Consider the following 23,697-nt stretch of genomic DNA (forward strand, 5'->3'; position numbering starts at 1 on the left):
TCCCGTTTACGGGAGGGGAGCGGCAAGGTCGACGGTCAGGATTTATCGCCCCACGTATAACTCCGCCCGACTTGGGCCACCGCAACCTCATAGCGCGAATACCATTCCGCCCGTCCGCGCTCCCGGATCGCCGCATGGCCCGGATGCGCCCGCCACGCCAAGGCGCTGGCTTCGTCGGCCCACCAGCTGACGGTGATTCCGATCCCGTCCACGCCGCGCGCGCTGTCGACCCCGCGATAGCCGGGCTGCTGCGCCGCCAAGTGATCCATCGCCTCGGCTGCCGCGGCATAGCCTTGCGGGTCGTCATCCGTTCGTGTCGACATGAAGATCACCGCGATCTGTCCCGTCCTGTCGGTCATAACGCTCCATTCACCGCACCCGCTTTGCGACGGAATGCACGGGTCGGCGGCAACCCAATAGCTTGAAAGTCGTTCGGCACCTGTGCGACGAGGGGGTTTCCCTCGCGCGTCCCTTACGCGGGGATCACGAACGACAGGAACTCGATGCCCAGCTCGACCACCGCCGCGCGCAAGTCCCGCACCGACGCCACGGGTTATCCGTCGCCCGGCCAGATGTTCTTTCAGCAGTTCCTGAAGCATCCGGTGATGGTGGGCTCGATCATTCCGTCGTCGGGCAAGCTGATCCGCAAGATGCTCGCCCCCGTCGACTGGGCCAACACCAAGCTGTTCGTGGAATATGGCCCCGGCGTCGGCACCTTCTGCCGCCCGGTGCTGGAGCGTATGGCACCCGATGCGACGCTGATCGCGATCGATACCAATGCCGATTTCTGCGATTATCTGCGCCACACCATCATCGATTCCCGCTTCAAGGCGGTGAACGGATCGGCGGCGGACGTGCAGAAGATCGTGCGCGACCATGGTTTCGACCATGCCGATTACGTCCTGTCGGGCCTGCCCTTCTCGACCCTGCCGCCCGGCGTCGGCCCGGCGATCGCACAAGGCACGCATGACGTGCTGCGTCCCGGCGGCGCGTTCCTGGTCTATCAGTTCAGCCCCAAGGTGAAGGATTTCCTGGTCCCGCACTGGTCGAACATCGACCACGACATGGAATGGTGGAACGTGCCCCCGGCGCAGCTTTACTGGGCCTGGAAGGACTGAACCTTATCCTCCCCGGCACGGGGAGGGGGGCCATGCGGAACACGGTGGAGAGGGCGTGCCGATAGGGACGACCTGTTTGGAAGCCCCCTTCCGTCAGGACTCCACCCTGCCACCTCCCCGCGAGCGGGGAGGATCAATCCCCATCAGGCGACTCGATCCCGAAGTTCAGCCCCCGCGATACCGACGGATCGATCACCGCGATCAGCAGATAGGCGGCGAACTGGCGCAGCCGCTGGAACCAGCCGGTATTCCGTTTGTACCAGTCGGGCGTGATCGCTTCGGATCGTGCGACCTCTCCGTCGATATAGGCGCGGACGTGGGTCGCAAAGACGGCGTCGTCGATCCGCAGCATCAGCTCCAGATTCACGAACAGGCTGCGCATGTCGAAATTGGCCGAGCCGACATGCACCGCATCGTCGATGACGTATAATTTCGTGTGCAGCTTGGTCAGCTGATATTCGAAGATCCGGACGCCCTTGCGAAGTAGGCCCGCATAGGTGAAGCGCGCGGCCGCGATCGTCGCCTCGTTGTCGGACTTGCCCGCCGTCACGATCCGCACCTCGGCGTCGCGCCGTCCCGCCCGGTCGAGGCGACGGAGCATGGTGGGGCTGGGGGTGAAATAGGCGGCGATCACGTCGATGCGTCGCCCCCGCCGCATATCGTCGCGCACCGTCCGCGCCCAGGGCGACAGCCGCCGGGTCGGGCCGCCGATCAGCCAGCGCAATCGGCCCGTCGACTCGCTCCAATGCGCCAGCGCCTTGTTCAGGTCGCGGAGGCGCCCCTTGGGATTTTCGGTCCAGGCGAACAGCGCGTCGAAATAACCCGCCAGCCTGCCCGCCGCCGAACCCTCGACCAGCAGGCCGAGATCGCGCCAGCTCTGCTCGGCGGGGGTGCCGAAATAGTCATCCTCGATATTGAAGCCGCCGATGATGATCGAGGGGGAGGGTCCTTCGGCATCCGCCAGCGCCAGCTTCTGATGGTTGCGGAGCAGGTAGCGGCGGCCGAAACGCGGCTCGAACCGCGACAGCCGCGCGCCCGTCTCGACCAGCGGGCGGAAGAACGCCTCGTCCGCGCCCGCGCCGAAGCCATCGACGATCACCGACACCGCAACGCCGCGCCGGGCCGCCGCGATCATGGCGTCGCGAACCCGCCGCCCGGTCCCGTCATCGGCATAGATGTAATAGAGGATGCGCAGTGAGACCTGCGCCCCGTCGATCAGCGCCAGCACCGCCTCCAGTCGCCGCGGCCCCGTGTCGAGCAGGGTCAGCCGTTGCCCGTCGACCAGGAAACCGGGCTGTTCGGGCGGATGGGGGGCGAAAATGGTGCGGCTCCTTGGCGTATATGATCCTGTCGAAAACGTAACGACCCAGGGGGCGGGGGTGTTGCAAGCCCAAGGCTTTTGACTTGGGCAGCCTTTGCTGCTAGGCGGCACGCTTTCATCCCAGCATTATTTGCGAAGGACACACGCATGGCGCGCGTCACCGTCGAAGATTGCGTCGACAAGATTCCCAACCGTTTCGATCTGGTGCTGTTCGCGGCGCAGCGGGCCCGTCAGATTTCGGGCGGGGCGGATCTGACCGTCGACCGCGATCGCGACAAAAACCCGGTCGTCGCGCTGCGCGAGATCGCCGAGGAAACGGTTCGTCCGACCCATCTGGAAGAAGCCGTGGTCAACAGCCTGCAGCGCGTCCAGATCGACGACGAGGACGAGGCGGATGACGTCGGCAGCCTGCAGGCTTCGGCCGAGGCGCTGCGCCTGACCGCCGCGGCGCCGCCGCGCAACCAGAATCTGGGTGCCGACTACGACGGCTGATCGGCTGCGGGCCGATCGCTCCGCGTGATCGCACAGGAAAAAGGGGCCGACGCTAACCCAGCGTCGGCCCCTTTTTCCGTTGGCGTCGGGGAGGGGCTTACCAGCCCCAGCCGCGATGCCGCCAGGAATCCCAATATTCCGCCTTCTTCGCCTCATGCGCGAAATGGGCGGCCCGCCTGGCTTCCGACCGGCGGATCGAGGCGTCGTGCGCATAAGCATTGGCGGCGCGGTAATCGCCATAATAGGCCGCTTCATCAGCCGCGCGCTGGTCCCGGCCCGCCTGATAGGCGCGATACTGCGCATCCCGATGCGCCTGCTGCGCGACATAGCCGTCATAGCGCCAGTCCTGCGCACTGGCGGCCGTGGCCGTCAGCATCGCCCCACCGACCAGGGCCACCAGCAATCCGGTCTTGAGCATCTTCATTGCCCGTTCCTCGAAACGTATTCGCTCCCGTATGTTGCGGATATTGAAGCACTTGATCTGAACGAAGCATGGCGGCGGCGTTCAGCCAATTGGCAGCTTGCAACGGGCGCGACGCCCCAGCGGTTGAAGGAACGGGAGAGCCGAGATGATCGCAGCATTGATCCTGCAAGCCAGCATCACCGGGCCGTTACCCGATGATGTCTGGGCGGACATGACCTATGGGCCGTCACTTGCCTATAGTTCGGAAACCGTCGCGTTTCTTCGCGACGAGACCAGCAGCATGGCGGATCCTCGCATCCTGCGCATGACCTTACGGCGACATGGCAAGCCGACCGTCACCACATGGGCCGACAGCCGGACATGTCCCGGCGCGGCCGAAGCCGTTCGCCATTTGCAATTCATCCCCATGCCGACACCGTCGTTGCCCAGTAACGCGACAGCCCTGATTCTGGACGGCGTGGGCTATCGGGTCCGCTTTCGGGCGCATTACGGCTCAGAGATCGGGTTCCCCCTCGAACTGAATTCGAATGCGGGCACGCCTCTTGCCGAGTGGGTGAACCGGACGCGCGTGATGCTGAAACCCTGCTGGACCATGACTCGTCCGGAAAAGGACGTGTGAGACAAACCAGTGAGCGCACAAGGTGTATGATTCGGGTGCAGCGCCTGTTGATAAGCCTGTGTAACACGGTGAAAAATATGATGTAGATCAATTTGAAAGGGTTTTCATATTAGCGTAGGCCGATCAGGAGACATGATATGACGATCGGCACGAAACTGACCACGTGCTTGTTGGCGCTGGGTTTGATCATCGTGGGGCTGGGCGGGCTGGGATTGACCAGCATGACCGGCAGCGAGGCGGCCCTGACGACCATGTTGCAGGACCGGGTGATTCCTCTGCGCGATCTGAAGATCGTGGCGGACAAATATGCGGTCGACATTGTCGACGCCTCTCACAAGGCGCGCAACGGCAACCTCGCATTTCCGGACGCGGCCGATCGGGTACGCCAGGGCGTCATCACCCTGCACCGCCATTGGAAACTATATCGTGCGACCGAGATCAATGCGCAGGAAGCGGTGCTGGCCGACGAGGCCGCACGCAACATGCGGATCGCCGACCAACGGGTTGCCGAACTGGCGGCTATTCTGGATCGCGGCGATCGTGCAGCGCTCGACGCCTTCGTGATCGGCAAGCTCTATCCCAGCATCGACCCGGTATCGGCATCGATCGGCAAGCTGGTCGATCTTCAGATCAAGGTCGCCGAAGAAACCGGCACCGAGGCGCGCGATCGGGCGGCGTTCAACCGCAAGCTGATGATCGGCCTGATGCTGGTTTCCGCCCTGATCCTGGGCCTGTCGATCCTGACCATCGCCCGTACCGTGCTGGCTCCGGTCAAGCGGCTGGCCACGACCATCCGTGACCTAGCGCGCTCGAAGGGGACCGCCGCCGTTCCGCACCTGGACCAGCGCGACGAGATCGGCGACATCGCGCGCTCAGTCGATGCCTTCCGCCAGTCGGTGGTCGATGCCGAACAGGAAAAAGCCCGCGCCGCGTCCGAGGCGACCGAAATTCTGGGCCGTAGCCTTTCCGCGCTGGCGGCGGGCGACCTGACCTGCAAGATCGATGCGGAATTCCCCGACGGCTATGCCAAGCTGCGCAGCGACTTCAACAGCACGGTGACCGAACTGAACACCACGCTCGCCCAGGTGGCGGCCAGCGTGACCCAGATCCGCACCGGCGCGAGCGAGGTCAACCAGGCCTCCGACCATCTGTCGCAGCGCACCGAGCAGCAGGCCGCGAGCCTGGAGGAAAGCTCCGCCGCCATGGCCGAGGTCACCGATACGGTCCGCAACACGGCGAAGGACGCCGCCCAGGCGAGCGAGGTGGTGGGCAAGGCCCAGGAGGACGCCGAGCGCAGTGGCGAGGTGGTGCGCCGGACCGTCGAGGCGATCGCCCGCGTCGAGCAGACCTCATCCGAAATCAGCGAGATCATCTCGGTCATCGACGGCATCGCCTTCCAGACCAATCTCCTGGCGCTCAATGCCGGGGTCGAGGCGGCGCGCGCAGGCGACGCCGGCAAGGGCTTCGCGGTCGTCGCGTCCGAGGTCCGCGCCCTGGCGCAGCGTTCCGCCGAGGCGGCCAAGGACGTCAAGGCGAGGATCAGCGCCAGCGCCCAGCAGGTCGAGGCCGGGGTCGCGCTGGTCGGAGAGACGGGGCGGTCGCTGGAACGCATCATCGGGCGGGTCGGGGAGATCAGTGCGCTGACCCGGACGATCGCGGGCGCCGCCGAGCAGCAATCGACCGGCCTGCAACAGATCAACACCGCCGTCTCGGAGATGGATACCGTCACGCAGCAGAATGCGGCGATGGTGGAAGAGGCCAATGCGGCCGCGCGCAATCTGGCGAACGAGGCGGACATGCTGGCGAATCAGATAGGACGCTTCCGGCTGGATCGGACGAGCCCCGCCGCGGCCCCCATGGCGGCGCCGACCCCGGTGCCGACCGCTCCGCGACCGAGCCGCAAGCTGCCCGCCCGGCACGGCAATCTGGCGCTGGTCGAACGGAGCGAGGACGACTGGTCCAGCTTCTGACCGACCACCGCCAGACGGAACGCGGAGCCATAAAAAGGGGGTGTCCCGTCCCGGCGGAGACACCCCTTTGTTATGAGAGCGAGACCGCGCTCAATAGGCGTAGGCGCGGACCAGATCGTAGAGATAATCCCGTCCGTCATAGAGCGAGCGGACCCGGATGCGCTCGTTCAGGCCGTGGATGCCCGACATGTCCTTCTCGATGAAGATGCCCGGCGCGCCGTAGACGGGAATGCCGATCGTCTGGAAGAAGATGCCGTCGGTCGCGCCGGTCGACATCATCGGGACCAGCGGCACACCGGGGAAGTGCTTGGCCGCCAGCGTCTTCATCGGGCCGATGATCTTCGGGTCGAGCTTGGGCGGGATCGCGGTCGGGCGGACCGGCTGGTTGGCGGTGACGGTGATCTTCGGCCCCGCCAGTTCCTTGAGTTTCGCCAGCGTCCCCTCGACCGTCTCGCCGGGGAAGATACGGCAGTTGATATTGGCGGTCGCGCGCTGGGGCAGCGCGTTTTCGGCATGGCCCGCCTGGAGCAAAGTCGCGACGCAGGTGGTGCGTAGCGTCGAATGCAGCGCCTTGTCCTGGCTGACGATCGCGTCGGCCGCCTTGTCCTCCGGGTTGGCGAGCAGCCGCGTGATCGCATCGCCCAACTGGCCGCCGACCTTTTGCGCGGTGGCGGTCAGGAAGGCGCGGGTCGTATCGGTCAGGTGGATCGGGAATTCATAACCCTGCACCGCCTTCACCGCATCGGCGAGTTCGTAGATCGCGTTTTCCGGCGTCGGCTGCGAGCTGTGCCCGCCCGGATTGGTGGCGAGGAAGGTATAGTTCTGCGCCGCCTTCTCGCCGACCTGCACTGCCAGCAACTCGCGCTTGCCGTCCGAATCGAGCCGTCCGCCGCCGCCCTCGTTCAGGACGAATTCGGCGGCGATCAGGTCGGGCTTGTTCTTGGCCAGCCACTCCGCGCCGTTGAAGGCGAAGGTCGTTTCCTCGCCACAGGTCAGCGCCATCTTGATGGTGCGCTTGGGCGGCGTTTTTTTCAGGCGGATCAGCGTGTCGGCCCAGACCGCGCTCATCGCCTTGTCGTCGACGGTGCCGCGTCCATAGAGGAAACCGTCCTCCTCGATCAGCTTGAACGGATCGCGCGTCCAGTCCTCGCGCTTGGCCTCGACCACGTCGAGATGGCCGAGCAGCAGCATCGGCTTCAACCGCGTGTCGGTGCCGGGCAGGACCGCGACGATGCCGCCGTCCTTGGGATGCTCGGGGACCGAGAATAGGGTGATGTCGGCATCCTTGTAGCCCGCCGCCTTCAATCGGTCGGCGATCTGGGCGGAGGCCTGGGTGCAGCTGCCGACCGACAGGCTGGTGTTGGTTTCGACCAGCTGCTTGTACAGGTCGAAGAATGCCTTCTGGTCGGGCCTCCCTTGCGCCGCCGCGATGCCGGGCATCAGCGCCCCGGGAATCGCCAGTGCCGCCGCCATCCCGCCGAGCCATTTTGCCAACCGCATGTGATCCCCCTTGTTTTTGTGTTGGCAGGAATAGAGCGTGTCACGGGGCGCGGTGCAAGCGATCGACGAATATCCTCCCCGGTACGGGGAGGGGGACCGCCGCGCAGCGGTGGTGGAGGGGGGATCGCCGCAAAGGGTGTCGCTAGTGGCACGCCCCCTCCACCATCCTGCGGATGGTCCCCCTCCCCGTGCCGGGGAGGATCGCAAGTCCTTTGCCCCGGACCGTTTTCGCGCTAGCAGTCGACGATGGACCATCCCGACGTCGTTGCCCGCCCGCGCCTGATCTCGCCCTCGCTCTTCGCCCTGTCGATCTTTTACGGCGGCATGGTCTGTATCGCGGGCGTGCTGGGCAACAAGCAGGTGGCGCTCGGCCCGCTGGCGGTGGAGGCGGGTATCTTCGCCTTCCTGTTGCTGGTCGTCACGTCGAGCGCGGTGGCCGAATTGCACGGCCCCGCCGTTGCGGGTCGACTGGTGCGGGTCGGCTTTGTGCCGCTGCTCGTGTCGCTGGCGCTGTCCTGGGTGGTATGGATGCTGCCGCCGTCACCCGACATGGTGCCCGCCAATCGCGACGCGATCCAGCTGATCCTGGGGTCGACCTGGCGGATCTGGCTGGGCGGGATCGTCGCCTATGGCGTGTCGCAGACGCTGAACGTCACCATCTTCGCCGCGCTGAAGGGGCGGGAGGGCAGCAAGATGCTGTGGCTGCGTGCGGCGGTGGCCAGCATGCTCAGCCAGGTGGTCGACACGCTGCTGTTCGTCACCATCGCCTTTTACGGCGCCTTTCCGATCGGCCAGCTGGTCATCGGACAGATGATCGCCAAGGTCACGCTGTCGGCCATCCTGGTGCCGCCGCTGATCTATGTGTTCGTGGCGATCGGTCGGCGGCTGGATCGGGGCTGACCCCATATTGCCGGTTTTCCCCGCCGTCCACGCGCGATAAAGGGCCGCCATGACCAACCACGATCCCGACGCCGCCCTGCTCGCCAAGGCCGAGACGCTGACCGAGGCGCTGCCCTATCTTCAGCGTTACGCGGGCAAGACCTTCGTGGTGAAATATGGCGGCCACGCCATGGGCGATCCGGAGCGTCAGCGCGACTTCGCCGAGGACATGGTGCTGCTGAAGGCGGTCGGGATCAACCCGGTCGTGGTCCATGGCGGTGGCCCGCAGATCGGCGCGATGCTCAAGCGGCTGGGGGTCGAGTCGCAGTTCGTCAACGGCCTGCGCGTCACCGACCGCGAAACCGCGCAGATCGCCGAGATGGTGCTGGCGGGGTCGATCAACAAGGAAATCGTCAGCTGGATCTCCGCCGCCGGGGGCCGCGCGGTCGGCATCTCGGGCAAGGATGCAGGCCTGGTCATCGCCGAGAAGATCCAAGGGCGCGAGGCCGATCCGCTTCAGGGGATCGAGCGCCATGTCGACCTGGGCTTCGTCGGCGAGCCGGTCGCGGTCGACCCGCGCCTGATCGAAAGCCTGTGTGCCGACGGCATCATCCCGGTCATCGCGCCGGTCGCCATCGGGCTGGACGGGCATACCTATAACATCAACGCCGACACCATGGCGGGCGCGATCGCCGCGCGGCTGGGCGCGTCGCGCTTCTTCCTGCTGACCGATGTCGCGGGCGTGCTGGACAAGCAGGGCGAGCTGATGACCGACCTGAATCCGGCGCGGATTGCGGAGCTGCGGACGGACGGGACGATTTCGGGGGGCATGATCCCCAAGCTGGAGACCTGCGTCAATGCGGTGGAAGCGGGCGTGGATGCGGCGGTGATCCTGGACGGGCGCGTGCCGCACGGGATGCTGCTGGAGATATTCACCAAGCAGGGGGCGGGGACGTTGGTGCGGCGGTGATGAGTTGGCCTGAGCGTGGCCTTCGACTTCGCTCAGGCTGAACGGAGGCTGGGGTAGGCTCGGTCGCCCCAAGCACGCCCCTCCCGCAAGCGGGAGGGGATGGGGGAGGGCAATGGAGTCTCACCGAGACCATCGCCCGTGGCCTTGCCCCTCCCCAACCCCTCCCCCTGCCGGGAGAGGGGCTTTCAATGGGGCTCAAGCTTGAGCTGCCGGAGGAACCGGCGACGCCCAATGAAAAAGGGGACGCTCCCTCTCGGAAAACGCCCCCTCTTCATTTCATCGAGACCGAATCAGCGATCGAGGATCGCGTCGATCTCCGCCCCCACGGCGTCCATCGCCGCCATACCGTCGACCCGCGTCACGATGCCGCGCGCCTCGTAGAGGGGCAGGATCGGCGCGGTCTTGGCGCGGTATTCGGCCATGCGCGTGCGCACCGTCTCGGCATTGTCGTCGGGGCGGCGCTTGAACTCGGTCGAACCGCACACGTCGCAGACACCCTCGACCTGGGTCGGCTTGAAGCTGTCATGATAGCCTGCACCGCACGAGGCGCAGGTGAAGCGACCGGTGATGCGCTCGACCAGCGCATCCTCGTCCACCGCCAGCTCGATGACATGGTCGAGCGACTTGCCGCGCTCGGCGAGCAGCACGTCCAGCGCCTCGGCCTGCGCCTCGGTCCGGGGATAGCCGTCGAAGATCGCACCGCCTTCCGCCTCGGCCGCGTCCAGCCGCTCGCCGATCAGCGCCGAGACGATCGCGTCCGACACCAGCTCGCCCGCGTCCATCACCGCCTTGGCCTGGAGGCCGACGGGGGTGCCCGCCTTGACCGCCGCGCGCAGCATGTCGCCGGTCGACAGCTGCACCATGCCGCGATTGGCCACCAGCCGCTGCGCCTGGGTTCCCTTGCCCGCGCCCGGCGGTCCCAGCAGGATGATGTTCACGCCCACGTCTCTCTCCCCTCTTTACCCTGAAATCCGCCCGCGCCTCAGCGCAGGCGACCGCCCTTCAGCTTCGCCTTCTTGATCAAATCGCCATATTGGTGCGCCAGCAAATGGCTCTGGATCTGGGTCACCGTGTCCATCGTCACGTTGACGACGATCAGCAGGCTGGTGCCGCCCAGATAGAAGGGAATCTGGAGCGCCGAGACCAGATATTCCGGCAGCAGACAGATGATCGTCAGATAGGCCGCGCCGAGCACCGTGATGCGGGTCAGGACATAGTCGAGATAGGTCTCGGTGTTCTTGCCCGGACGAATGCCGGGGATGAACCCGCCATAGCGCTTCAGATTGTCCGCCGTCTCCTCCGGGTTGAAGACAACCGCGGTGTAGAAGAACGAGAAGAAGATGATGCCGGCACCATAGAGCAGCATGTACACGGGGCTGCCGTGCTGCAGATACTGGTTGAGGCTGATGATGAAGTCGCCCCAGCGGCTCTCGCCCGCGACGCGCTGGCCCGCGAATTGCGAGATGGTCAGTGGCATCAGCAGCAGCGACGAGGCGAAGATCGGAGGGATCACGCCCGCCGTGTTGATCTTCAGCGGCAGGTGGCTGCGATCGGCCTGCATCCCGCGCTGCGTCGCGCGCTTCGGATACTGGATCAGGATACGGCGCTGCGCGCGCTCCATGAAGCAGATGAACAGGACGAGGACGACGACCGCGACGATGATGCCGATCAGACGGACCGGATCGATGCTGCCGGTACGGCCGCCCTCGAGCAGGTTGACGAGCGTGGTCGGCAGATGCGCGACGATGCCCGCCATGATGATCAGCGACACGCCGTTGCCGATACCGCGGCTGGTGATCTGCTCACCCAGCCACATCAGGAACATCGTACCGCCGATCAGCGAGATGACCGCCGCGATGCGGAAGGTCATGCCCGGTTCGATCACCGCCTGGATGCCCTGGCTGGCGCCCAGCGTCTCGAGACCCACGGCGATGAAATAGCCCTGGATCGCGGTCAGCAGCACCGTACCGTAGCGGGTATACTGGTTCAGCTTCTTACGGCCGCTCTCGCCTTCCTTCTTGATGGCGGCGAGCTGCGGGCTCAGCGAGGTCGCGAGCTGCACGACGATCGACGCCGTGATGTACGGCATCACGCCCAGCGCGATCAGCGACATGCGGCTGAGCGAACCGCCCGAGAAGGTGTTGAAGAAGTCGAGCACGCCGCCCGTGGTCTTCTGGCTCAGCAGGCCCAGCGCGGTCGGGTCGACGCCCGGCAGCGGAACATAGCTGAGCAGGCGGAAGACGATCAGCGCGCCGATGGTGAACCACAGCCGCTTCTTGAGGTCGGTGGCCTTGGCGAATTTCGCCAGGCTGATGCTTTGCGCCATCTGGTCGGCTGCGGATGCCATAGCTGTTGCGTTATCCTGGAAACGAAAAACGGCGGGATGCGTTTTGAACCGCCCCGCCGCTCATATAGGCGCGAAGACGCGCTTGTCTAACCCGGATGCAAAATCCGCCGCGGTCATTCGAGCCTGAGCCCTGTGACAGCGGCGGATCTTATCCGGTTCAGGCCTTGGCGGCGAGCTTCGCGGCGCGGGCCTGGCCCTTCTTCGCGGCGGCCTTCTCGGCGGCAGGCACGACGTGCGGCACGTCGACCGAACCACCGGCCTTCTCGACCGCTTCACGCGCCGAGGCCGACACGCCCTGCACGACGAACGACAGCTTGGTGGTCAGCTCGCCCTTGCCGAGCAGACGCACGCCGTCCTTGCCGCCACGGGCCAGGCCAGCGGCCTTCAGCGCGGCGTGGTCGATCGTGCCGTCGGTCTTTAGCTTGCCCGAGTCGATCGCCTTCTGGATGGCACCTAGGTTCACCTCGGCATAGTCCTTGGCGAAGATGTTGTTGAAGCCACGCTTCGGCAGACGCATGTGGAGCGGCATCTGACCGCCCTCGAAGCCCGCGATCGACACGCCCTCACGGCTCTTCTGACCCTTGACGCCGCGACCACCGGTCTTGCCCTTGCCCGAACCGATACCGCGACCGACGCGGATCTTGGACTTGCGGGCACCCTGGTTGTCGAAAAGTTCGTTCAGCTTCATGATTTGCACTCGCTTTCGCTTGTTTCGCGCATGGCCGTCACTCGGAAAGAATCACGGCCGCTGGATAAAAGGAAGGGGGCCGCATAGCCCCCTTCCCCGTGTTTGTCACCGTTCAATGTGACGGATGTGAGTCTGTCTTACGACAAGCCTCAGTCCACCACCTGAACCATGTGCTGCACCTTGCGGATCATGCCGCGGACTTCAGGGCTGTCCTGAAGCTCGGAGACCTTGTGCATCTTGTTCAGGCCCAGGCCGACGAGGGTCGCGCGCTGGTCCTTGGTGCGGCGGATCGGCGAACCGGTCTGCTTGACTTTGATGGTAGCCATGGTCGCTTACTCCACGACGGCCGCGGCTTCCGCCTCGGCAGTCTGCTGGGTGGCACCGTGACCGCGACCCAGCAGGTCGGCGATCTTCTTGCCACGACGCTGCGCCACCGCCTTCGGCGAAGTCTGGTCGCCCAGCGCTTCAAAGGTGGCACGGATCATGTTGTACGGGTTCGACGTGCCGACCGACTTCGTCACCACGTCGGCGACGCCGAGCGATTCGAAGATGGCGCGCATCGGACCACCGGCGATGATGCCGGTACCCTGCGGGGCCGAACGCACCGTCACGCGGCCCGCACCGAAATGGCCGTTGCCATCATGATGCAGCGTGCGACCGTCCTTCAGCGGAACGCGGACCATCGCCTTCTTGGCGGCAGCCGTCGCCTTCGAAATGGCTTCCGGCACTTCGCGCGCCTTGCCATGACCGAAGCCCGCACGTCCCTTGCCGTCGCCGACCACGACGAGCGCGGCGAAGCCGAAACGCTTACCGCCCTTCACGGTCTTCGAGACGCGGTTGATGTGGACGAGCTTTTCGATCAGCTCTTCGCCCTGCTCCTCGGTGCCACCGCGACGGTCGTCGCGACGACCACGGTTGCCGTCACGGCCGCCGCGGCCGCGATCACCGCCGCCCGGACCACGGCCACGGCCGCCCCGGGGACCACGACCCTGGGTCGCGTCCTGCGCGGCGCCTTCGGCACCGGCAACGGCTACGTTGTTCTCGTCAGCCATATTAGAACTCCAATCCCGCTTCGCGTGCCGCCTCGGCCAGCGCCTTGACGCGACCGTGGAACAGGAAGCCGCCACGGTCGAAAACGACCTGCGTGACGCCGGCGGCCTTGGCCTTCTCGGCCACGCGCTTGCCGACTTCGCTCGCCGCTGCGATGTTCGCGCCCGACTGGCCGCGTGCATCCTTTTCCAGCGTCGAGGCCGAAGCCACGGTACGACCTGCCTCGTCGTCGATCACCTGGGCATAGATGTGCTTGCCCGAGCGATGCACCGACAGGCGCGGACGGGTGCCCGCACGCGCACGCAGCGCGGTACGGTTGCGCCGACGGCGCTTCTCGAAAAGAGAGAGACCCTTGGTCATTACTTCTTCTTCCCTTCCTTGCGGAAGATGAACTCGCCGTCGTACTTGATGCCCTTGCCCTTATAAGGCTCGGGCTTGCGCCAGCGGCGGATCTCGGCGGCCAGCTGGCCGACCTTCTGCTTGTCCGCACCGCTGATTTCGACGGTGGTGGCGTCCGGCGTCTTCACCTCAAGGCCTTCCGGCACGTCGATGTTGACGTCGTGGCTGTAGCCGAGCTGCAGCTTCAGGGTCTTGCCCTGCGCGGCGGCGCGGTAGCCGACGCCGGTGATGACCAGCTTCTTCGAGAAGCCTGCGGTCACGCCGGTGACGAGGTTCTGCACCATGGTACGCTGCATGCCCCAGAACGCGCGGGCGCGCTTCGTGGCGTTGGCAGGCTGCACCGCAATGGCGTCCGCCTGGACGTCATAGGTGATCTCGTCGGCGAGCGGCATGGAGAGGGTGCCCTTGGGACCCTTCACGCTCAGCACCTTGTCGGCGATGGTCGCGGTGACGCCGGCCGGAACCGGGACCGCCTTCTTACCGATGCGGCTCATCAGAACACCTCCGCCAGGACTTCGCCACCGACGTTCTGCTCACGCGCTTCGGCGTCCGACAGAACGCCACGCGGCGTCGACACGATGGTGATGCCCAGGCCGTTGCGAACGCGGGGAAGGTCCTGCGCGCCCGAATAGATACGGCGGCCGGGCTTCGACACGCGCGCGACATGCTTGATCGCGGGCTGGCCTTCGAAATACTTCAGCTCGATGCGGATGCCGGCCGCGGGGCCCATCTGCTCTTCGCTGTAGCCACGGATATAGCCCTCGCGCTGAAGCACGTCGAGCACGCGGACGCGCAGCTTCGACGCAGGCGTCAGGACGGAGTCCTTGCGCGCGCGCTGGCCGTTGCGGATGCGGGTGAGCAAGTCACCCAGGGGATCGGTCACTGCCATCTCAAATGGTCCTTACCAGCTCGACTTGGTGACACCGGGGATCTGGCCCTTGTTGGCCAGTTCACGCAGCATGACGCGAGCGAGACGGAACTTGCGGTAGTACGCACGCGGGCGACCGGTGATCTCGCAACGGTTGCGGATACGGGTCGGATTGCCGTTGCGGGGGATCTCGGCCATCTTGAGGCGCGCGATCAGACGCTCGGTCTCATCGAGGCTCTGGTCGTTCGCGATCGCCTTCAGCTTCGCGTACTTGCCCGCATACTTCTTGACGAGAGCACGACGCTTCTCGTTCTTATTGATTGAACTCAGTTTCGCCATGGACTTAAGCTCTTTCTGTAAGGACCCCCTCCCCGGCGTGGAGAGGGGGCAGTCCAGTTACGCCGCCTTCTTCTCGTCGGCAGCGTCTTCCTTGGGGAACGGGAAGCCGAAGAGACGGAGCAGCTCGCGCGCTTCGTCGTCGGTCTTCGCCGAGGTGGTCACGATCACATCCATGCCGCGCACCTTGTCGATGCGGTCATAGTTGATTTCGGGGAAGATGATCTGTTCCTTGATGCCGCAGGCATAGTTGCCGCGACCGTCGAAGGACTTCGGGTTCAGGCCGCGGAAGTCGCGAACGCGCGGCAGCGCGATCGTGATGAAACGGTCCAGGAACTCGTACATACGCTCGCGACGCAGCGTGACCTTCACACCGATCGGCATGCCTTCACGCAGCTTGAACTGCGCGATCGACTTCTTCGCCTTGGTGATGACGGGCTTCTGACCCGCGATCAGCTCCATCTCGGAGGCGGCCTGGTCGACGCGCTTCTTGTCCTGCGTCGCTTCGCCCACGCCCATGTTGAGCACGATCTTTTCGATCCGGGGGATCTCGTTGACGTTCTTGTAACCGAACTTGTCGGTCATCGCCTTGACGATGCTATCATCATAGATAGCCTTCATGCGGGGCTTGTAATCAGCCATCGATCTTCTCCCCGGTCTTGACGGCCACGCGGACCTTCTTGCCATCCTGCGTCTCGAAACGGACGCGGGTCGGCTTGCCATCGGCGGTCACGTGCGCAACCTTCGAGATGTGCAGCGGAGCAGCGGTGCGCTCCAGGCCACCCTGCGGGTTCGCCTGGGTCGGCTTGCGGTGACGGGTGGCGATGTTGACGCCGTCCACGACGACCTTGCCGTCCTTCGGCATCGCCAGCGACACGGTGCCGGTCTTGCCCTTGTCCTTGCCGGACAGGACGATGACCTTGTCACCCTTCTTGATGCGTGCAGCGGCCATTACAAAACCTCCGGCGCCAGCGAGATGATCTTCATGTGCTTCTTGCCGCGAAGCTCACGCACGACCGGGCCGAAGATACGGGTGCCGATCGGCTCCTCGTTCTTGTTGACCAGCACGGCGGCGTTACCGTCGAAACGGATCACCGAACCGTCGGCGCGACGGATGTCCTTGGCGGTACGCACGATCACCGCGCGGTGAACGTCGCCCTTCTTCACGCGGCCACGCGGCTGCGCTTCCTTGACGCTGACGACGATGATGTCGCCGACCGATGCCGTACGGCGCTTCGAGCCGCCCAGCACCTTGATGCACTGCACCCGCTTCGCGCCGCTGTTGTCAGCGACGTCGAGATTGGACTGCATCTGGATCATGGATCCGCTTCCTTCTCTCTTCTGGGGGAGGATACCGACCCTACCCCGCCTTAAAAAACGACCCCCGGCGCGGGTGTCCGCGCCAGGGGGAGAGGCCCCATAGCCACTCCTGGCTCGAAAGGCAAGCGAGTCGCCCCGCCGCTTTCGACCAATCCGCTCTTTGCCCCGAAGGGCGCCTTCACATCCAAACCCCGCCCCTCCGGTCCGGAGAGACGGGGCCAGACGTCAAAAGGTTCAGCCTTCGGCCGAGGCCCGTTCCGGCGTCATGTGGGTATCGACCCGCTCGACGACCTTCCAGGTCTTCAGCTTCGAGATCGGGGCGGTCTCTTCGATCCGCACCGTCTCACCGGCCTTGTACTCATTGCTCTCATCGTGAGCATGATACTTCTTCGACCGACGGATGATCTTGCCGTAGAGGGGGTGCTTAACCTTCCGCTCCACATTGACGACGACCGTCTTGTCGGTCTTGTCCGAGACAATCACCCCGGTCAGCACGCGCTTCGGCATGTGTCTCGGTCCTTACTTGGCAGCCGCAGCGGTGCGCTGCGCCTGGATGGTCTTGATCCGCGCGATGTCGCGACGGACTTCCTTGACCCGGCTGGGCTTTTCGAGCTGGCTCGTGGCCGCCTGGAAGCGCAGGTTGAACTGCTCACGCTTCAGGTTGCCCAGCGCCTCGACGAGCTGGTCGTCGCTCTGGCCGGTATATTCAGTCTTGGCCATTACTCGCCTCCGAGGTGCGAGGTGTCGCCCAGGCGGGCAACGACCTTGGTCTTGATGGGCAGCTTCATCGCGGCGCGCTCGAATGCCTCGGCGGCCAGCGGGCCGTCGACACCGTCGAGTTCGAACAGGATGCGACCCGGCTTCACGCGGGCGGCCCAGAATTCCGGCGAACCCTTACCCGAGCCCATGCGGACTTCGGCGGGCTTCGACGAGACGGGAACGTCCGGGAAGATGCGGATCCACAAACGCCCCTGGCGCTTGATGTGACGCGTGATCGCGCGGCGAGCCGCCTCGATCTGGCGAGCCGTGATACGCTCCGGCTCCATGGCCTTCAGGCCATAGGAACCGAAGTTCAGGCTGGTGCCGCCCTTCGCATCGCCGTGGATGCGGCCCTTGAAGGCCTTGCGGAACTTGGTGCGCTTTGGTTGCAGCATGTTCTTTGATCCTTAGCGGCGATGATCGTCGCGCGCCGGGCGCACGCCGGAGGTCTGAGCCTCCATCATCAGCCGGTCCTGCGCCATGGGATCATGACCCAGGATCTCGCCCTTGAAGATCCACACCTTCACGCCGCACACGCCATAAGCGGTGTGCGCCTGCGCTTCGGCATAGTCGACGTTCGCACGCAGCGTGTGCAGCGGAACGCGGCCTTCGCGATACCATTCGGTACGCGCGATTTCCGCGCCGCCCAGACGGCCGCCGCAGGTGATGCGGATGCCTTCGGCGCCCAGACGGAGCGCCGACTGCACCGCACGCTTCATGGCGCGGCGGAACGCGATACGGCGCTCCAGCTGGTCGGCCACGCCCTGCGCGACGAGCTTGGCGTCGATCTCGGGCTTGCGGATCTCGACGATGTTCAGCGACACGTCGGACGAGGTCATCGAACCCAGCTTCTTGCGAAGCTTCTCGATGTCGGCGCCCTTCTTGCCGATGATCACGCCCGGACGCGCCGCGAAGATCGAGATGCGGCACAGCTTGGCCGGACGCTCGATGACGACCTTCGAGATCGCGGCCTGGGGCAGCGTCTTCATGATGAACTGGCGGATCTTCAGATCTTCCAGCAGCAGGCGGCCATAGTCATGGCCTTCGGCGAACCAGCGGCTGTCCCAGGTACGGTTGATCTGGAGACGCAGGCCGATCGGATTGCTCTTCTGACCCATTATGCTTCTTCCTGCTCGCGGACGACGATGCGGAGCCGCGAAAACGGCTTCAGGATGCGGGTGGACTTGCCACGGCCGCGCGTCGCGAAACGCTTCATGGTGATCGACTTGCCGACCGACGCCTCGGCGACGACGAGCGAGTCGACGTCGAGGTTGTGATTGTTCTCGGCATTGGCGATCGCGGAGGCCAGGATCTTGCGCGCGTCGACGGCCATCGCCTTCGTCGAGAAGGCGAGGATGTTCATCGCGTCGCCGACCTTCTTGCCGCGGATCAGCGCCGCAACCAGGTTCAGCTTCTGCGCCGAACCACGGATCTGCGTGCCGACCGACAGCGCTTCCTTGTCACCGACCTTGCGGGGGGATGCGGGCTTCGACATCAGCGCTTACCCTTCTTGTCGGCAGCGTGGCCGGGGAAGTAGCGCGTGGGCGCGAATTCACCGAGCTTCATGCCGACCATGTCCTCGTTCACCGAGACGGGAACGAACTTGCGACCATTGTAGACGTTGAAGGTCAGACCGACGAACGACGGCAGGATGGTCGAGCGACGCGACCAGGTCTTGATCGGACCTGCGCGGTTGCCAGCATCCTGAGCCACTTCGGCCTTCTTCAGGAGATGGAGGTCCACGAAAGGACCCTTCCAAACGGAACGAGCCATTGCGTGTTAGCCCTTCTTCTTGGCGTGACGGCTACGGATGATCATCTTGTCCGTCGCCTTGTTGTGACGAGTGCGCGCACCCTTCGTCGGCTTGCCCCACGGGGTGACCGGATGACGGCCGCCCGAGGTCCGGCCTTCACCACCGCCGTGCGGGTGGTCGACCGGGTTCTTCGCAACACCGCGGGTCAGCGGGCGATGGCCCTTCCAACGGTTGCGACCAGCCTTCGCCAGGTTGGTGTTGCCGTTGTCGGGGTTCGAAACCGCGCCGACGGTCGCCATGCAGTTCGCATGGATGTAGCGCTGCTCGCCCGAGTTCAGACGGACGATGACCATGCCCTTGTCGCGGCCCACGACCTGCACATAGGTGCCGGCCGAACGTGCGATCTGACCACCCTTGCCGGGCTTCATTTCGACGTTGTGGACGATCGTGCCGACCGGCATCTGGCCCAGTTCCATGGCGTTGCCAGGCTTCACGTCGGTCTTCTTGCCCGCGATCACCTTGTCGCCGACAGCGAGACGCTGGGGCGCGATGATGTAGGACTGGTCGACCTTGCCGGCTTCGTCGGTGCCATAGTTGATGAGCGCGATGAAGGCGGTGCGGTTGGGATCATATTCGATCCGCTCCACGGTGCCCTCGACGTCCCACTGGCGACGCTTGAAGTCGATGAAGCGATAGCGCTGCTTGTGGCCGCCCGCGATGCCGCGGCTGGTCACATGGCCCTTGTTGTTGCGGCCGCCGGTCTTGCGCTTGCCTTCGGTGAGCGCCTTGACGGGCGCGCCCTTCCAGAGCGCCGAACGGTCGACGAGGATCAGGCCGCGGCGGGCCGGGCTCGTCGGGTTATAATGCTTGAGTGCCATCGCCTCAGATCCCCGTCGTCACGTCAATGGACTGACCGTCCTTGAGGGTGACGATCGCCTTCTTCATGTCGGAACGCTGGTAGGGAGCACCCTTCCAACGCTTCGTCTTGCCCTTCTGGACGATCGTGTTCACGCCGGTGACGTTCACGTCGAACAGAGCCTCGACGGCCGCCTTGATCTCGGGCTTGGTGGCACCGGGGGCGACCTTGAACACCACGGCGTTCTGCTCGCTCAGGAGCGTCGCCTTCTCGGTGATGTGCGGCGCAACGATCACGTCGTAATGACGCGGATCGACCGCCTTCTGCTGCTTAGCCATGGAAACGGGCCTCCAGCTTTTCGACAGCCGAGCGCGTCAGCACCAGGGTGTCATGCTTCAGAATGTCGTAGACATTGGCGCCGGCGGCCGGAAGGACGTTGATTTCCTTCAGGTTGCCTGCGGCCAGTGCGAACGACGTCTCGACGGCGTCGCCATCGATGACCAGCGCGGTCTTGCCGAAGCCGAGCTTCGCCAGATCGCCCTGCAGCGTCTTCGTCTTGTTACCAGCGACCGCCAGATCGTTCATCACGATCAGCGAACCGGCCTTGGCATGGCTCGACAGCGCCATCTTCAGACCCAGAGCACGAACCTTCTTGTTCAGACCCGGATTGAAGTCGCGGACGCGGGCGCCGTGCGCCTTACCACCGCCGATGAAGACGGGGGCCCGACGATCGCCGTGACGAGCGACACCGCCGCCCTTCTGGCGACCGAGCTTCTTGCCCGAACGGGCGACATCGGCGCGCTCACGGGTGCCGCGCGCGGTGGCGCGACGCTTTTCCAGCTGCCAGGTCACAACGCGGTGCAGGATGTCGGCGCGCGGATCGAGGCCGAAGACCTCGTCGTTGAGCTCGATGTCCGCGGCGTCGGTGCCGGCGAAGGATTGAACCTTGACCTTCACGACTTAGCCCTCCTGGCTCTCGGTGGCTTCCGGAGCAGGCTCGGCAGAAGCGTTGTTGTTGGCGGCCGCCTTGATGCTGGCGGGGAACGGGGCGTCCGCGTGGCGCGAAACCTTGACCGCGTCCTTGACGATCAGCCAGCCACCCTTCGAGCCGGGCACCGAGCCCTTGACGAAGATCAGGCCGCGCTCGACGTCGGTCGACACGATTTCCAGGTTCTGCTGCGTGCGGTTCTTGTCGCCCATGTGACCGGCCATCTTCTTGTTCTTGAAGACGCGGCCCGGATCCTGACGGTTGCCGGTCGAACCATGCGAACGGTGCGAGACCGAGACGCCGTGGGTCGCCCGCAGACCACCGAAGTTCCAGCGCTTCATCGCACCGGCAAAGCCCTTACCCTGGGTACGACCCTGGATATCGACATACTGGCCGGGGACGAAATGGTCGGCGGAGATTTCCGCGCCAACGTCCAGCAGGCCGTCTTCGTTCACGCGGAACTCGACCAGCACCTGCTTGGGCTCGACTTCGGCCTTGCCGAAGTGGCCACGCTGCGGCTTGGCAACATTCTTGGTCTTGGCGACACCTGCACCAAGCTGGACGGCGGTGTAGCCGTCACGATCCATCTCGCGGCGAGCGACGACCTGTACGCCTTCAAGCGCCAGGACGGTGACCGGCACGTGCCGACCATCGTCCTGGAACAGGCGGGTCATCCCCAGCTTCTTCGCGATCACGCCGGTACGCATGATCCTGTTCCTTCCTCGACAGAGGCCCCCAAGAACCATTCAAGGGGGGCATATCCAGCCCGATTAAAGCGAAACGAGCCCCCGTCCCGGGCTGGCGACCGGCAAGCCGATCAGACGGGGGACGCTGCCCCGGCACCATCTCGCTTGCGCGAAACCACCGGGCGGTATCCCTAAAGAGTGCCGGATCACGGGAGCGACCTCGGCGCGTTTTTCCGGAAGCTTCAGGCCGGAGAAACGCCAAAATCCCGTGGGACGGAATCGTCGACCACGGGAATGCTGGCCCTCTTACGCCAGCTTGATCTCGACATCAACACCTGCGGCGAGGTCGAGCTTCATCAGCGCATCGACGGTCTGCGGGGTCGGCTGCACGATGTCCAGCATCCGCTTGTAGGTGCGGACCTCGAACTGCTCGCGCGACTTCTTGTCGATGTGCGGACCACGGTTGACCGTGAACTTCTCGATGCGCGTCGGAAGCGGGATCGGACCGCGGATGAGCGCGCCGGTGCGGCGTGCGGTGTCGGCGATGTCGCCAGTGGCCTGATCGAGCACGCGATGGTCGAACGCCTTCAGACGAATGCGGATATTGCTGTCCATGATCCCTACCGATGCGAAAGAGCGGGCTTTCGGCTCGCGACCATGACGAACGGCAAGTGCGATCGGCTGTCCGACCGGGCACTCGACCATCCGCCGTGAAGGCGACCCTGGGCCGAAACAAACTCTGGGTTACGACAGGAGCGGCGAACCACCCTGCCCTCACTAAAAGCAAAAGGCCGACTCCGGTGTTTCCGGTGCCAGCCGATTCCCTCAAGGCGTGTGCCTATACGCATATGGACCGGGGCCCGCAAGGGGTGGCGACCGGTTTTTGTTGGAGGGGACGGAACCGGGCGGCGATTGCCCCAAACCCCGCCCTCCGTTCAGCCTGAGCGAAGTCGAAGGCCACGCTTTGGTCGGGCCGCCGGGCGTGCACTTCGCCTTCGCTCAGTGCGAACGGAGGTGGGGGAGTTGGCCGACCCCTTCCCTCTCCCGGCGGGAGAGCGAGGGCGTTGCGTCATCGACCCCAGACAAAAACAAAAAAGGCCGACCCCGTCGCCGGGGCCGGCCCATTCCGAAGAAGTTTCAGGCTTTCGCCCGAGACTTACTTGTCGATCGAGCTGACGACGCCCGCGCCGACGGTACGGCCGCCTTCACGGATAGTGAAGCGCTGACCGATGTCCATGGCGATCGGAGCGATCAGCTTCACGCCGAGAGCGACGTTGTCGCCCGGCATGACCATCTCGGTACCCTCAGGCAGCTCGACGGTGCCGGTGACGTCGGTCGTGCGGAAGTAGAACTGCGGACGGTAGTTCGCGAAGAACGGGGTGTGACGGCCGCCTTCTTCCTTCGACAGGACGTACACTTCCGACTGGAAGTCGGTGTGCGGGGTGATCGAACCCGGCTTGGCCAGAACCTGACCACGCTCGACTTCGTCACGCGCCACGCCACGGATCAGCGCGCCGATGTTGTCGCCGGCCTGGCCCGAGTCGAGCAGCTTGCGGAACATTTCAACGCCGGTGACGGTCGTCTTGCGGGTGTTGTTGATGCCGACGATCTCGACTTCTTCACCAACCTTGACGATGCCGGTCTCGACGCGGCCGGTGACGACGGTGCCGCGACCCGAGATCGAGAACACGTCTTCGATCGGCATCATGAACGGCTTGTCGAGCGGACGCTCCGGCTGCGGGATATATTCGTCGACCTGCTTCATCAGCTCGAGAACGGCATCCTTGCCAAACTTGTCGTTCGAACCCGACAGCGCGCAGGTCGCCGAACCCTTGACGACGGGGATGTCGTCGCCCGGGAATTCGTACGAGCTGAGCAGCTCGCGGATTTCCAGCTCGACCAGCTCGAGGATTTCCTCGTCGTCGACCAGGTCGACCTTGTTCATGAACACGACCATCGCGGGCACGCCGACCTGGCGGGCGAGCAGGATGTGCTCGCGGGTCTGCGGCATCGGGCCGTCGGTCGACGACACGACCAGGATGGCGCCGTCCATCTGCGCCGCGCCGGTGATCATGTTCTTCACATAGTCGGCGTGGCCCGGGCAGTCGACGTGCGCATAATGGCGCGATTCGGTCTCATACTCGACGTGCGCGGTCGAGATGGTGATGCCGCGCTCACGCTCTTCCGGAGCCTTGTCGATGTTCGCGAAGTCCACCGCCGCGTTGCCGGCGACGTTGTCCGCCAGAACCTTGGTGATCGCCGCGGTCAGCGAGGTCTTGCCATGGTCGACGTGGCCGATGGTGCCGATGTTGAGGTGCGGCTTGTTCCGCTCGAATTTTGCCTTTGCCATTTTC

At 64.9% G+C, this 23,697-nt stretch carries 34 protein-coding genes; 6 read left to right on the forward strand and 28 right to left on the reverse strand.

Annotated elements, in window-relative coordinates; all coding sequences use genetic code 11:
- Positions 1-35 precede the first annotated feature (35 nt).
- Entirely contained in the window at positions 36-359 is a 324-nt protein-coding gene (locus NS355_RS15105; RefSeq protein ID WP_058746461.1) for an antibiotic biosynthesis monooxygenase family protein, read from the reverse strand.
- 144 nt (positions 360-503) lie between these two features.
- On the opposite strand from NS355_RS15105, the gene NS355_RS15110 reads away from it, so the two are divergent.
- The gene (locus NS355_RS15110) at positions 504-1,118 is read left to right on the forward strand and encodes a class I SAM-dependent methyltransferase (RefSeq protein ID WP_056438713.1); all 615 of its coding nucleotides are present in this window, start codon (positions 504-506) and stop codon (positions 1,116-1,118) included.
- 133 nt (positions 1,119-1,251) lie between these two features.
- Here NS355_RS15110 and NS355_RS15115 read toward each other — a convergent pair whose 3' ends face one another.
- Positions 1,252-2,439 carry a phospholipase D-like domain-containing protein gene (locus NS355_RS15115; RefSeq protein WP_058746483.1) on the reverse strand — a complete coding sequence of 396 codons (1,188 nt, stop codon included), beginning with the start codon at positions 2,437-2,439 and terminating at the stop codon, positions 1,252-1,254.
- 147 nt (positions 2,440-2,586) lie between these two features.
- Between NS355_RS15115 and rpoZ the strand changes: the two genes are divergently transcribed.
- A complete protein-coding gene (gene rpoZ / locus NS355_RS15120) occupies positions 2,587-2,931 on the forward strand; it encodes a DNA-directed RNA polymerase subunit omega (RefSeq protein ID WP_042486773.1) in 345 nt (114 codons plus the stop codon).
- A gap of 97 nt (positions 2,932-3,028) precedes the next feature.
- On the opposite strand, the gene NS355_RS15125 is transcribed toward rpoZ, so the two are convergent.
- Positions 3,029-3,355: a hypothetical protein gene (locus NS355_RS15125; protein ID WP_058746462.1), complete on the reverse strand. Its 327-nt coding sequence runs from the start codon at positions 3,353-3,355 to the stop codon at positions 3,029-3,031.
- A gap of 145 nt (positions 3,356-3,500) precedes the next feature.
- Here NS355_RS15125 and NS355_RS15130 point away from each other — a divergent pair, with 145 nt between their 5' ends.
- Both NS355_RS15130 and NS355_RS15135 read left to right on the forward strand, forming a co-directional pair.
- On the forward strand, positions 3,501-3,974 hold the full coding sequence (locus NS355_RS15130; RefSeq protein WP_058746463.1) for a hypothetical protein: 474 nt from the start codon (positions 3,501-3,503) through the stop codon (positions 3,972-3,974).
- A 137-nt stretch (positions 3,975-4,111) separates the two neighbouring features.
- Positions 4,112-5,944, forward strand: coding sequence for a methyl-accepting chemotaxis protein (locus NS355_RS15135; RefSeq protein ID WP_058746464.1), 1,833 nt, complete (start codon positions 4,112-4,114; stop codon positions 5,942-5,944).
- Positions 5,945-6,034: 90 nt separating this feature from the next.
- On the opposite strand, the gene NS355_RS15140 is transcribed toward NS355_RS15135, so the two are convergent.
- Positions 6,035-7,444, reverse strand: a complete 1,410-nt coding sequence (locus tag NS355_RS15140; RefSeq protein WP_058746465.1) for a M20/M25/M40 family metallo-hydrolase — start codon at positions 7,442-7,444, stop codon at positions 6,035-6,037.
- Between the two features lie 246 nt (positions 7,445-7,690).
- On the opposite strand from NS355_RS15140, the gene NS355_RS15145 reads away from it, so the two are divergent.
- Both NS355_RS15145 and argB read left to right on the forward strand, forming a co-directional pair.
- Positions 7,691-8,344, forward strand: a complete 654-nt coding sequence (locus NS355_RS15145; protein WP_058746466.1) for a queuosine precursor transporter — start codon at positions 7,691-7,693, stop codon at positions 8,342-8,344.
- Positions 8,345-8,393: 49 nt separating this feature from the next.
- A complete protein-coding gene (gene argB / locus NS355_RS15150) occupies positions 8,394-9,293 on the forward strand; it encodes an acetylglutamate kinase (RefSeq protein WP_058746467.1) in 900 nt (299 codons plus the stop codon).
- 290 nt (positions 9,294-9,583) lie between these two features.
- Here the strand turns inward: argB and NS355_RS15155 are convergent, their stop codons facing one another.
- From NS355_RS15155 to tuf, 24 genes are all read right to left on the reverse strand, one after another.
- Entirely contained in the window at positions 9,584-10,231 is a 648-nt protein-coding gene (locus tag NS355_RS15155; protein WP_058746484.1) for an adenylate kinase, read from the reverse strand.
- A gap of 44 nt (positions 10,232-10,275) precedes the next feature.
- Complete coding sequence (secY, locus tag NS355_RS15160; RefSeq protein ID WP_058746468.1) at positions 10,276-11,640, reverse strand: preprotein translocase subunit SecY; 1,365 nt, start codon at positions 11,638-11,640, stop codon at positions 10,276-10,278.
- A gap of 157 nt (positions 11,641-11,797) precedes the next feature.
- Positions 11,798-12,328: a 50S ribosomal protein L15 gene (gene rplO, locus NS355_RS15165; protein ID WP_058746469.1), complete on the reverse strand. Its 531-nt coding sequence runs from the start codon at positions 12,326-12,328 to the stop codon at positions 11,798-11,800.
- A 149-nt stretch (positions 12,329-12,477) separates the two neighbouring features.
- Positions 12,478-12,654 carry a 50S ribosomal protein L30 gene (gene rpmD, locus NS355_RS15170; RefSeq protein WP_007406145.1) on the reverse strand — a complete coding sequence of 59 codons (177 nt, stop codon included), beginning with the start codon at positions 12,652-12,654 and terminating at the stop codon, positions 12,478-12,480.
- 6 nt (positions 12,655-12,660) lie between these two features.
- Entirely contained in the window at positions 12,661-13,380 is a 720-nt protein-coding gene (gene rpsE, locus NS355_RS15175) for a 30S ribosomal protein S5 (RefSeq protein WP_076714917.1), read from the reverse strand.
- Position 13,381: 1 nt separating this feature from the next.
- On the reverse strand, positions 13,382-13,738 hold the full coding sequence (gene rplR, locus NS355_RS15180; protein WP_058746470.1) for a 50S ribosomal protein L18: 357 nt from the start codon (positions 13,736-13,738) through the stop codon (positions 13,382-13,384).
- The gene (gene rplF, locus NS355_RS15185) at positions 13,738-14,271 is read right to left on the reverse strand and encodes a 50S ribosomal protein L6 (protein ID WP_042491159.1); all 534 of its coding nucleotides are present in this window, start codon (positions 14,269-14,271) and stop codon (positions 13,738-13,740) included. Before rplF ends, rplR begins: the two co-directional genes overlap by 1 nt.
- Positions 14,271-14,666 (reverse strand): 30S ribosomal protein S8, encoded by a 396-nt coding sequence (rpsH, locus tag NS355_RS15190; RefSeq protein WP_042491163.1) that lies wholly within the window; start codon positions 14,664-14,666, stop codon positions 14,271-14,273. The genes rplF and rpsH overlap by 1 nt, the downstream gene beginning before the upstream one ends.
- A gap of 12 nt (positions 14,667-14,678) precedes the next feature.
- Positions 14,679-14,984 (reverse strand): 30S ribosomal protein S14, encoded by a 306-nt coding sequence (gene rpsN / locus NS355_RS15195; RefSeq protein ID WP_042491166.1) that lies wholly within the window; start codon positions 14,982-14,984, stop codon positions 14,679-14,681.
- A gap of 57 nt (positions 14,985-15,041) precedes the next feature.
- Complete coding sequence (rplE, locus tag NS355_RS15200; protein WP_042491169.1) at positions 15,042-15,623, reverse strand: 50S ribosomal protein L5; 582 nt, start codon at positions 15,621-15,623, stop codon at positions 15,042-15,044.
- Positions 15,616-15,933 (reverse strand): 50S ribosomal protein L24, encoded by a 318-nt coding sequence (rplX, locus tag NS355_RS15205; protein ID WP_007406132.1) that lies wholly within the window; start codon positions 15,931-15,933, stop codon positions 15,616-15,618. The genes rplE and rplX overlap by 8 nt, the downstream gene beginning before the upstream one ends.
- Positions 15,933-16,301 carry a 50S ribosomal protein L14 gene (gene rplN / locus NS355_RS15210; protein WP_007406105.1) on the reverse strand — a complete coding sequence of 123 codons (369 nt, stop codon included), beginning with the start codon at positions 16,299-16,301 and terminating at the stop codon, positions 15,933-15,935. Before rplN ends, rplX begins: the two co-directional genes overlap by 1 nt.
- Before the next feature lie 234 nt (positions 16,302-16,535).
- A complete protein-coding gene (gene rpsQ, locus NS355_RS15215; protein WP_058746471.1) occupies positions 16,536-16,808 on the reverse strand; it encodes a 30S ribosomal protein S17 in 273 nt (90 codons plus the stop codon).
- Positions 16,809-16,820: 12 nt separating this feature from the next.
- Positions 16,821-17,021, reverse strand: a complete 201-nt coding sequence (gene rpmC, locus NS355_RS15220; RefSeq protein ID WP_007406063.1) for a 50S ribosomal protein L29 — start codon at positions 17,019-17,021, stop codon at positions 16,821-16,823.
- Positions 17,021-17,455: a 50S ribosomal protein L16 gene (gene rplP, locus NS355_RS15225; protein ID WP_007406071.1), complete on the reverse strand. Its 435-nt coding sequence runs from the start codon at positions 17,453-17,455 to the stop codon at positions 17,021-17,023. Before rplP ends, rpmC begins: the two co-directional genes overlap by 1 nt.
- Positions 17,456-17,467: 12 nt before the next feature.
- Entirely contained in the window at positions 17,468-18,178 is a 711-nt protein-coding gene (rpsC, locus tag NS355_RS15230; RefSeq protein WP_056430744.1) for a 30S ribosomal protein S3, read from the reverse strand.
- Entirely contained in the window at positions 18,178-18,555 is a 378-nt protein-coding gene (rplV, locus tag NS355_RS15235) for a 50S ribosomal protein L22 (protein ID WP_042491177.1), read from the reverse strand. The genes rpsC and rplV overlap by 1 nt, the downstream gene beginning before the upstream one ends.
- Entirely contained in the window at positions 18,555-18,833 is a 279-nt protein-coding gene (gene rpsS / locus NS355_RS15240) for a 30S ribosomal protein S19 (protein ID WP_037569384.1), read from the reverse strand. Before rpsS ends, rplV begins: the two co-directional genes overlap by 1 nt.
- A 6-nt stretch (positions 18,834-18,839) precedes the next feature.
- The gene (gene rplB / locus NS355_RS15245) at positions 18,840-19,691 is read right to left on the reverse strand and encodes a 50S ribosomal protein L2 (RefSeq protein ID WP_042491179.1); all 852 of its coding nucleotides are present in this window, start codon (positions 19,689-19,691) and stop codon (positions 18,840-18,842) included.
- A gap of 4 nt (positions 19,692-19,695) precedes the next feature.
- Positions 19,696-20,007 (reverse strand): 50S ribosomal protein L23, encoded by a 312-nt coding sequence (locus NS355_RS15250; protein WP_058746472.1) that lies wholly within the window; start codon positions 20,005-20,007, stop codon positions 19,696-19,698.
- Entirely contained in the window at positions 20,000-20,626 is a 627-nt protein-coding gene (gene rplD / locus NS355_RS15255) for a 50S ribosomal protein L4 (RefSeq protein ID WP_056430747.1), read from the reverse strand. Before rplD ends, NS355_RS15250 begins: the two co-directional genes overlap by 8 nt.
- 3 nt (positions 20,627-20,629) lie before the next feature.
- Positions 20,630-21,364, reverse strand: a complete 735-nt coding sequence (gene rplC, locus NS355_RS15260) for a 50S ribosomal protein L3 (RefSeq protein WP_056430750.1) — start codon at positions 21,362-21,364, stop codon at positions 20,630-20,632.
- A gap of 285 nt (positions 21,365-21,649) precedes the next feature.
- On the reverse strand, positions 21,650-21,958 hold the full coding sequence (gene rpsJ / locus NS355_RS15265; RefSeq protein WP_007406109.1) for a 30S ribosomal protein S10: 309 nt from the start codon (positions 21,956-21,958) through the stop codon (positions 21,650-21,652).
- A 541-nt stretch (positions 21,959-22,499) separates the two neighbouring features.
- Positions 22,500-23,693, reverse strand: coding sequence for an elongation factor Tu (gene tuf, locus NS355_RS15270; RefSeq protein ID WP_058746473.1), 1,194 nt, complete (start codon positions 23,691-23,693; stop codon positions 22,500-22,502).
- Positions 23,694-23,697: the final 4 nt, after the last annotated feature.

It is taken from the genome of Sphingomonas yabuuchiae (assembly GCF_001477495.1).
GTDB lineage: Bacteria > Pseudomonadota > Alphaproteobacteria > Sphingomonadales > Sphingomonadaceae > Sphingomonas > Sphingomonas yabuuchiae_A.

Excerpts from the sequence above, each read along its gene's own strand:
- NS355_RS15105 (WP_058746461.1), bottom strand. The coding sequence starts at position 359 with ATGACCGACAGGACGGGACAGATCGCGGTGATCTTCATGTCGACACGA.
- NS355_RS15110 (WP_056438713.1), top strand. The coding sequence starts at position 504 with ATGCCCAGCTCGACCACCGCCGCGCGCAAGTCCCGCACCGACGCCACG.
- rpoZ (WP_042486773.1), top strand. The coding sequence starts at position 2,587 with ATGGCGCGCGTCACCGTCGAAGATTGCGTCGACAAGATTCCCAACCGT.
- NS355_RS15125 (WP_058746462.1), bottom strand. The coding sequence starts at position 3,355 with ATGAAGATGCTCAAGACCGGATTGCTGGTGGCCCTGGTCGGTGGGGCG.
- NS355_RS15130 (WP_058746463.1), top strand. The coding sequence starts at position 3,501 with ATGATCGCAGCATTGATCCTGCAAGCCAGCATCACCGGGCCGTTACCC.
- NS355_RS15135 (WP_058746464.1), top strand. The coding sequence starts at position 4,112 with ATGACGATCGGCACGAAACTGACCACGTGCTTGTTGGCGCTGGGTTTG.
- NS355_RS15140 (WP_058746465.1), bottom strand. The coding sequence starts at position 7,444 with ATGCGGTTGGCAAAATGGCTCGGCGGGATGGCGGCGGCACTGGCGATT.
- NS355_RS15145 (WP_058746466.1), top strand. The coding sequence starts at position 7,691 with ATGGACCATCCCGACGTCGTTGCCCGCCCGCGCCTGATCTCGCCCTCG.
- argB (WP_058746467.1), top strand. The coding sequence starts at position 8,394 with ATGACCAACCACGATCCCGACGCCGCCCTGCTCGCCAAGGCCGAGACG.
- secY (WP_058746468.1), bottom strand. The coding sequence starts at position 11,640 with ATGGCATCCGCAGCCGACCAGATGGCGCAAAGCATCAGCCTGGCGAAA.
- rplO (WP_058746469.1), bottom strand. The coding sequence starts at position 12,328 with ATGAAGCTGAACGAACTTTTCGACAACCAGGGTGCCCGCAAGTCCAAG.
- rpmD (WP_007406145.1), bottom strand. The coding sequence starts at position 12,654 with ATGGCTACCATCAAAGTCAAGCAGACCGGTTCGCCGATCCGCCGCACC.
- rpsE (WP_076714917.1), bottom strand. The coding sequence starts at position 13,380 with ATGGCTGACGAGAACAACGTAGCCGTTGCCGGTGCCGAAGGCGCCGCG.
- rplR (WP_058746470.1), bottom strand. The coding sequence starts at position 13,738 with ATGACCAAGGGTCTCTCTCTTTTCGAGAAGCGCCGTCGGCGCAACCGT.
- rplF (WP_042491159.1), bottom strand. The coding sequence starts at position 14,271 with ATGAGCCGCATCGGTAAGAAGGCGGTCCCGGTTCCGGCCGGCGTCACC.
- rpsH (WP_042491163.1), bottom strand. The coding sequence starts at position 14,666 with ATGGCAGTGACCGATCCCCTGGGTGACTTGCTCACCCGCATCCGCAAC.
- rpsN (WP_042491166.1), bottom strand. The coding sequence starts at position 14,984 with ATGGCGAAACTGAGTTCAATCAATAAGAACGAGAAGCGTCGTGCTCTC.
- rplE (WP_042491169.1), bottom strand. The coding sequence starts at position 15,623 with ATGGCTGATTACAAGCCCCGCATGAAGGCTATCTATGATGATAGCATC.
- rplX (WP_007406132.1), bottom strand. The coding sequence starts at position 15,933 with ATGGCCGCTGCACGCATCAAGAAGGGTGACAAGGTCATCGTCCTGTCC.
- rplN (WP_007406105.1), bottom strand. The coding sequence starts at position 16,301 with ATGATCCAGATGCAGTCCAATCTCGACGTCGCTGACAACAGCGGCGCG.
- rpsQ (WP_058746471.1), bottom strand. The coding sequence starts at position 16,808 with ATGCCGAAGCGCGTGCTGACCGGGGTGATTGTCTCGGACAAGACCGAC.
- rpmC (WP_007406063.1), bottom strand. The coding sequence starts at position 17,021 with ATGGCCAAGACTGAATATACCGGCCAGAGCGACGACCAGCTCGTCGAG.
- rplP (WP_007406071.1), bottom strand. The coding sequence starts at position 17,455 with ATGCTGCAACCAAAGCGCACCAAGTTCCGCAAGGCCTTCAAGGGCCGC.
- rpsC (WP_056430744.1), bottom strand. The coding sequence starts at position 18,178 with ATGGGTCAGAAGAGCAATCCGATCGGCCTGCGTCTCCAGATCAACCGT.
- rplV (WP_042491177.1), bottom strand. The coding sequence starts at position 18,555 with ATGTCGAAGCCCGCATCCCCCCGCAAGGTCGGTGACAAGGAAGCGCTG.
- rpsS (WP_037569384.1), bottom strand. The coding sequence starts at position 18,833 with ATGGCTCGTTCCGTTTGGAAGGGTCCTTTCGTGGACCTCCATCTCCTG.
- rplB (WP_042491179.1), bottom strand. The coding sequence starts at position 19,691 with ATGGCACTCAAGCATTATAACCCGACGAGCCCGGCCCGCCGCGGCCTG.
- NS355_RS15250 (WP_058746472.1), bottom strand. The coding sequence starts at position 20,007 with ATGGCTAAGCAGCAGAAGGCGGTCGATCCGCGTCATTACGACGTGATC.
- rplC (WP_056430750.1), bottom strand. The coding sequence starts at position 21,364 with ATGCGTACCGGCGTGATCGCGAAGAAGCTGGGGATGACCCGCCTGTTC.
- rpsJ (WP_007406109.1), bottom strand. The coding sequence starts at position 21,958 with ATGGACAGCAATATCCGCATTCGTCTGAAGGCGTTCGACCATCGCGTG.
- tuf (WP_058746473.1), bottom strand. The coding sequence starts at position 23,693 with ATGGCAAAGGCAAAATTCGAGCGGAACAAGCCGCACCTCAACATCGGC.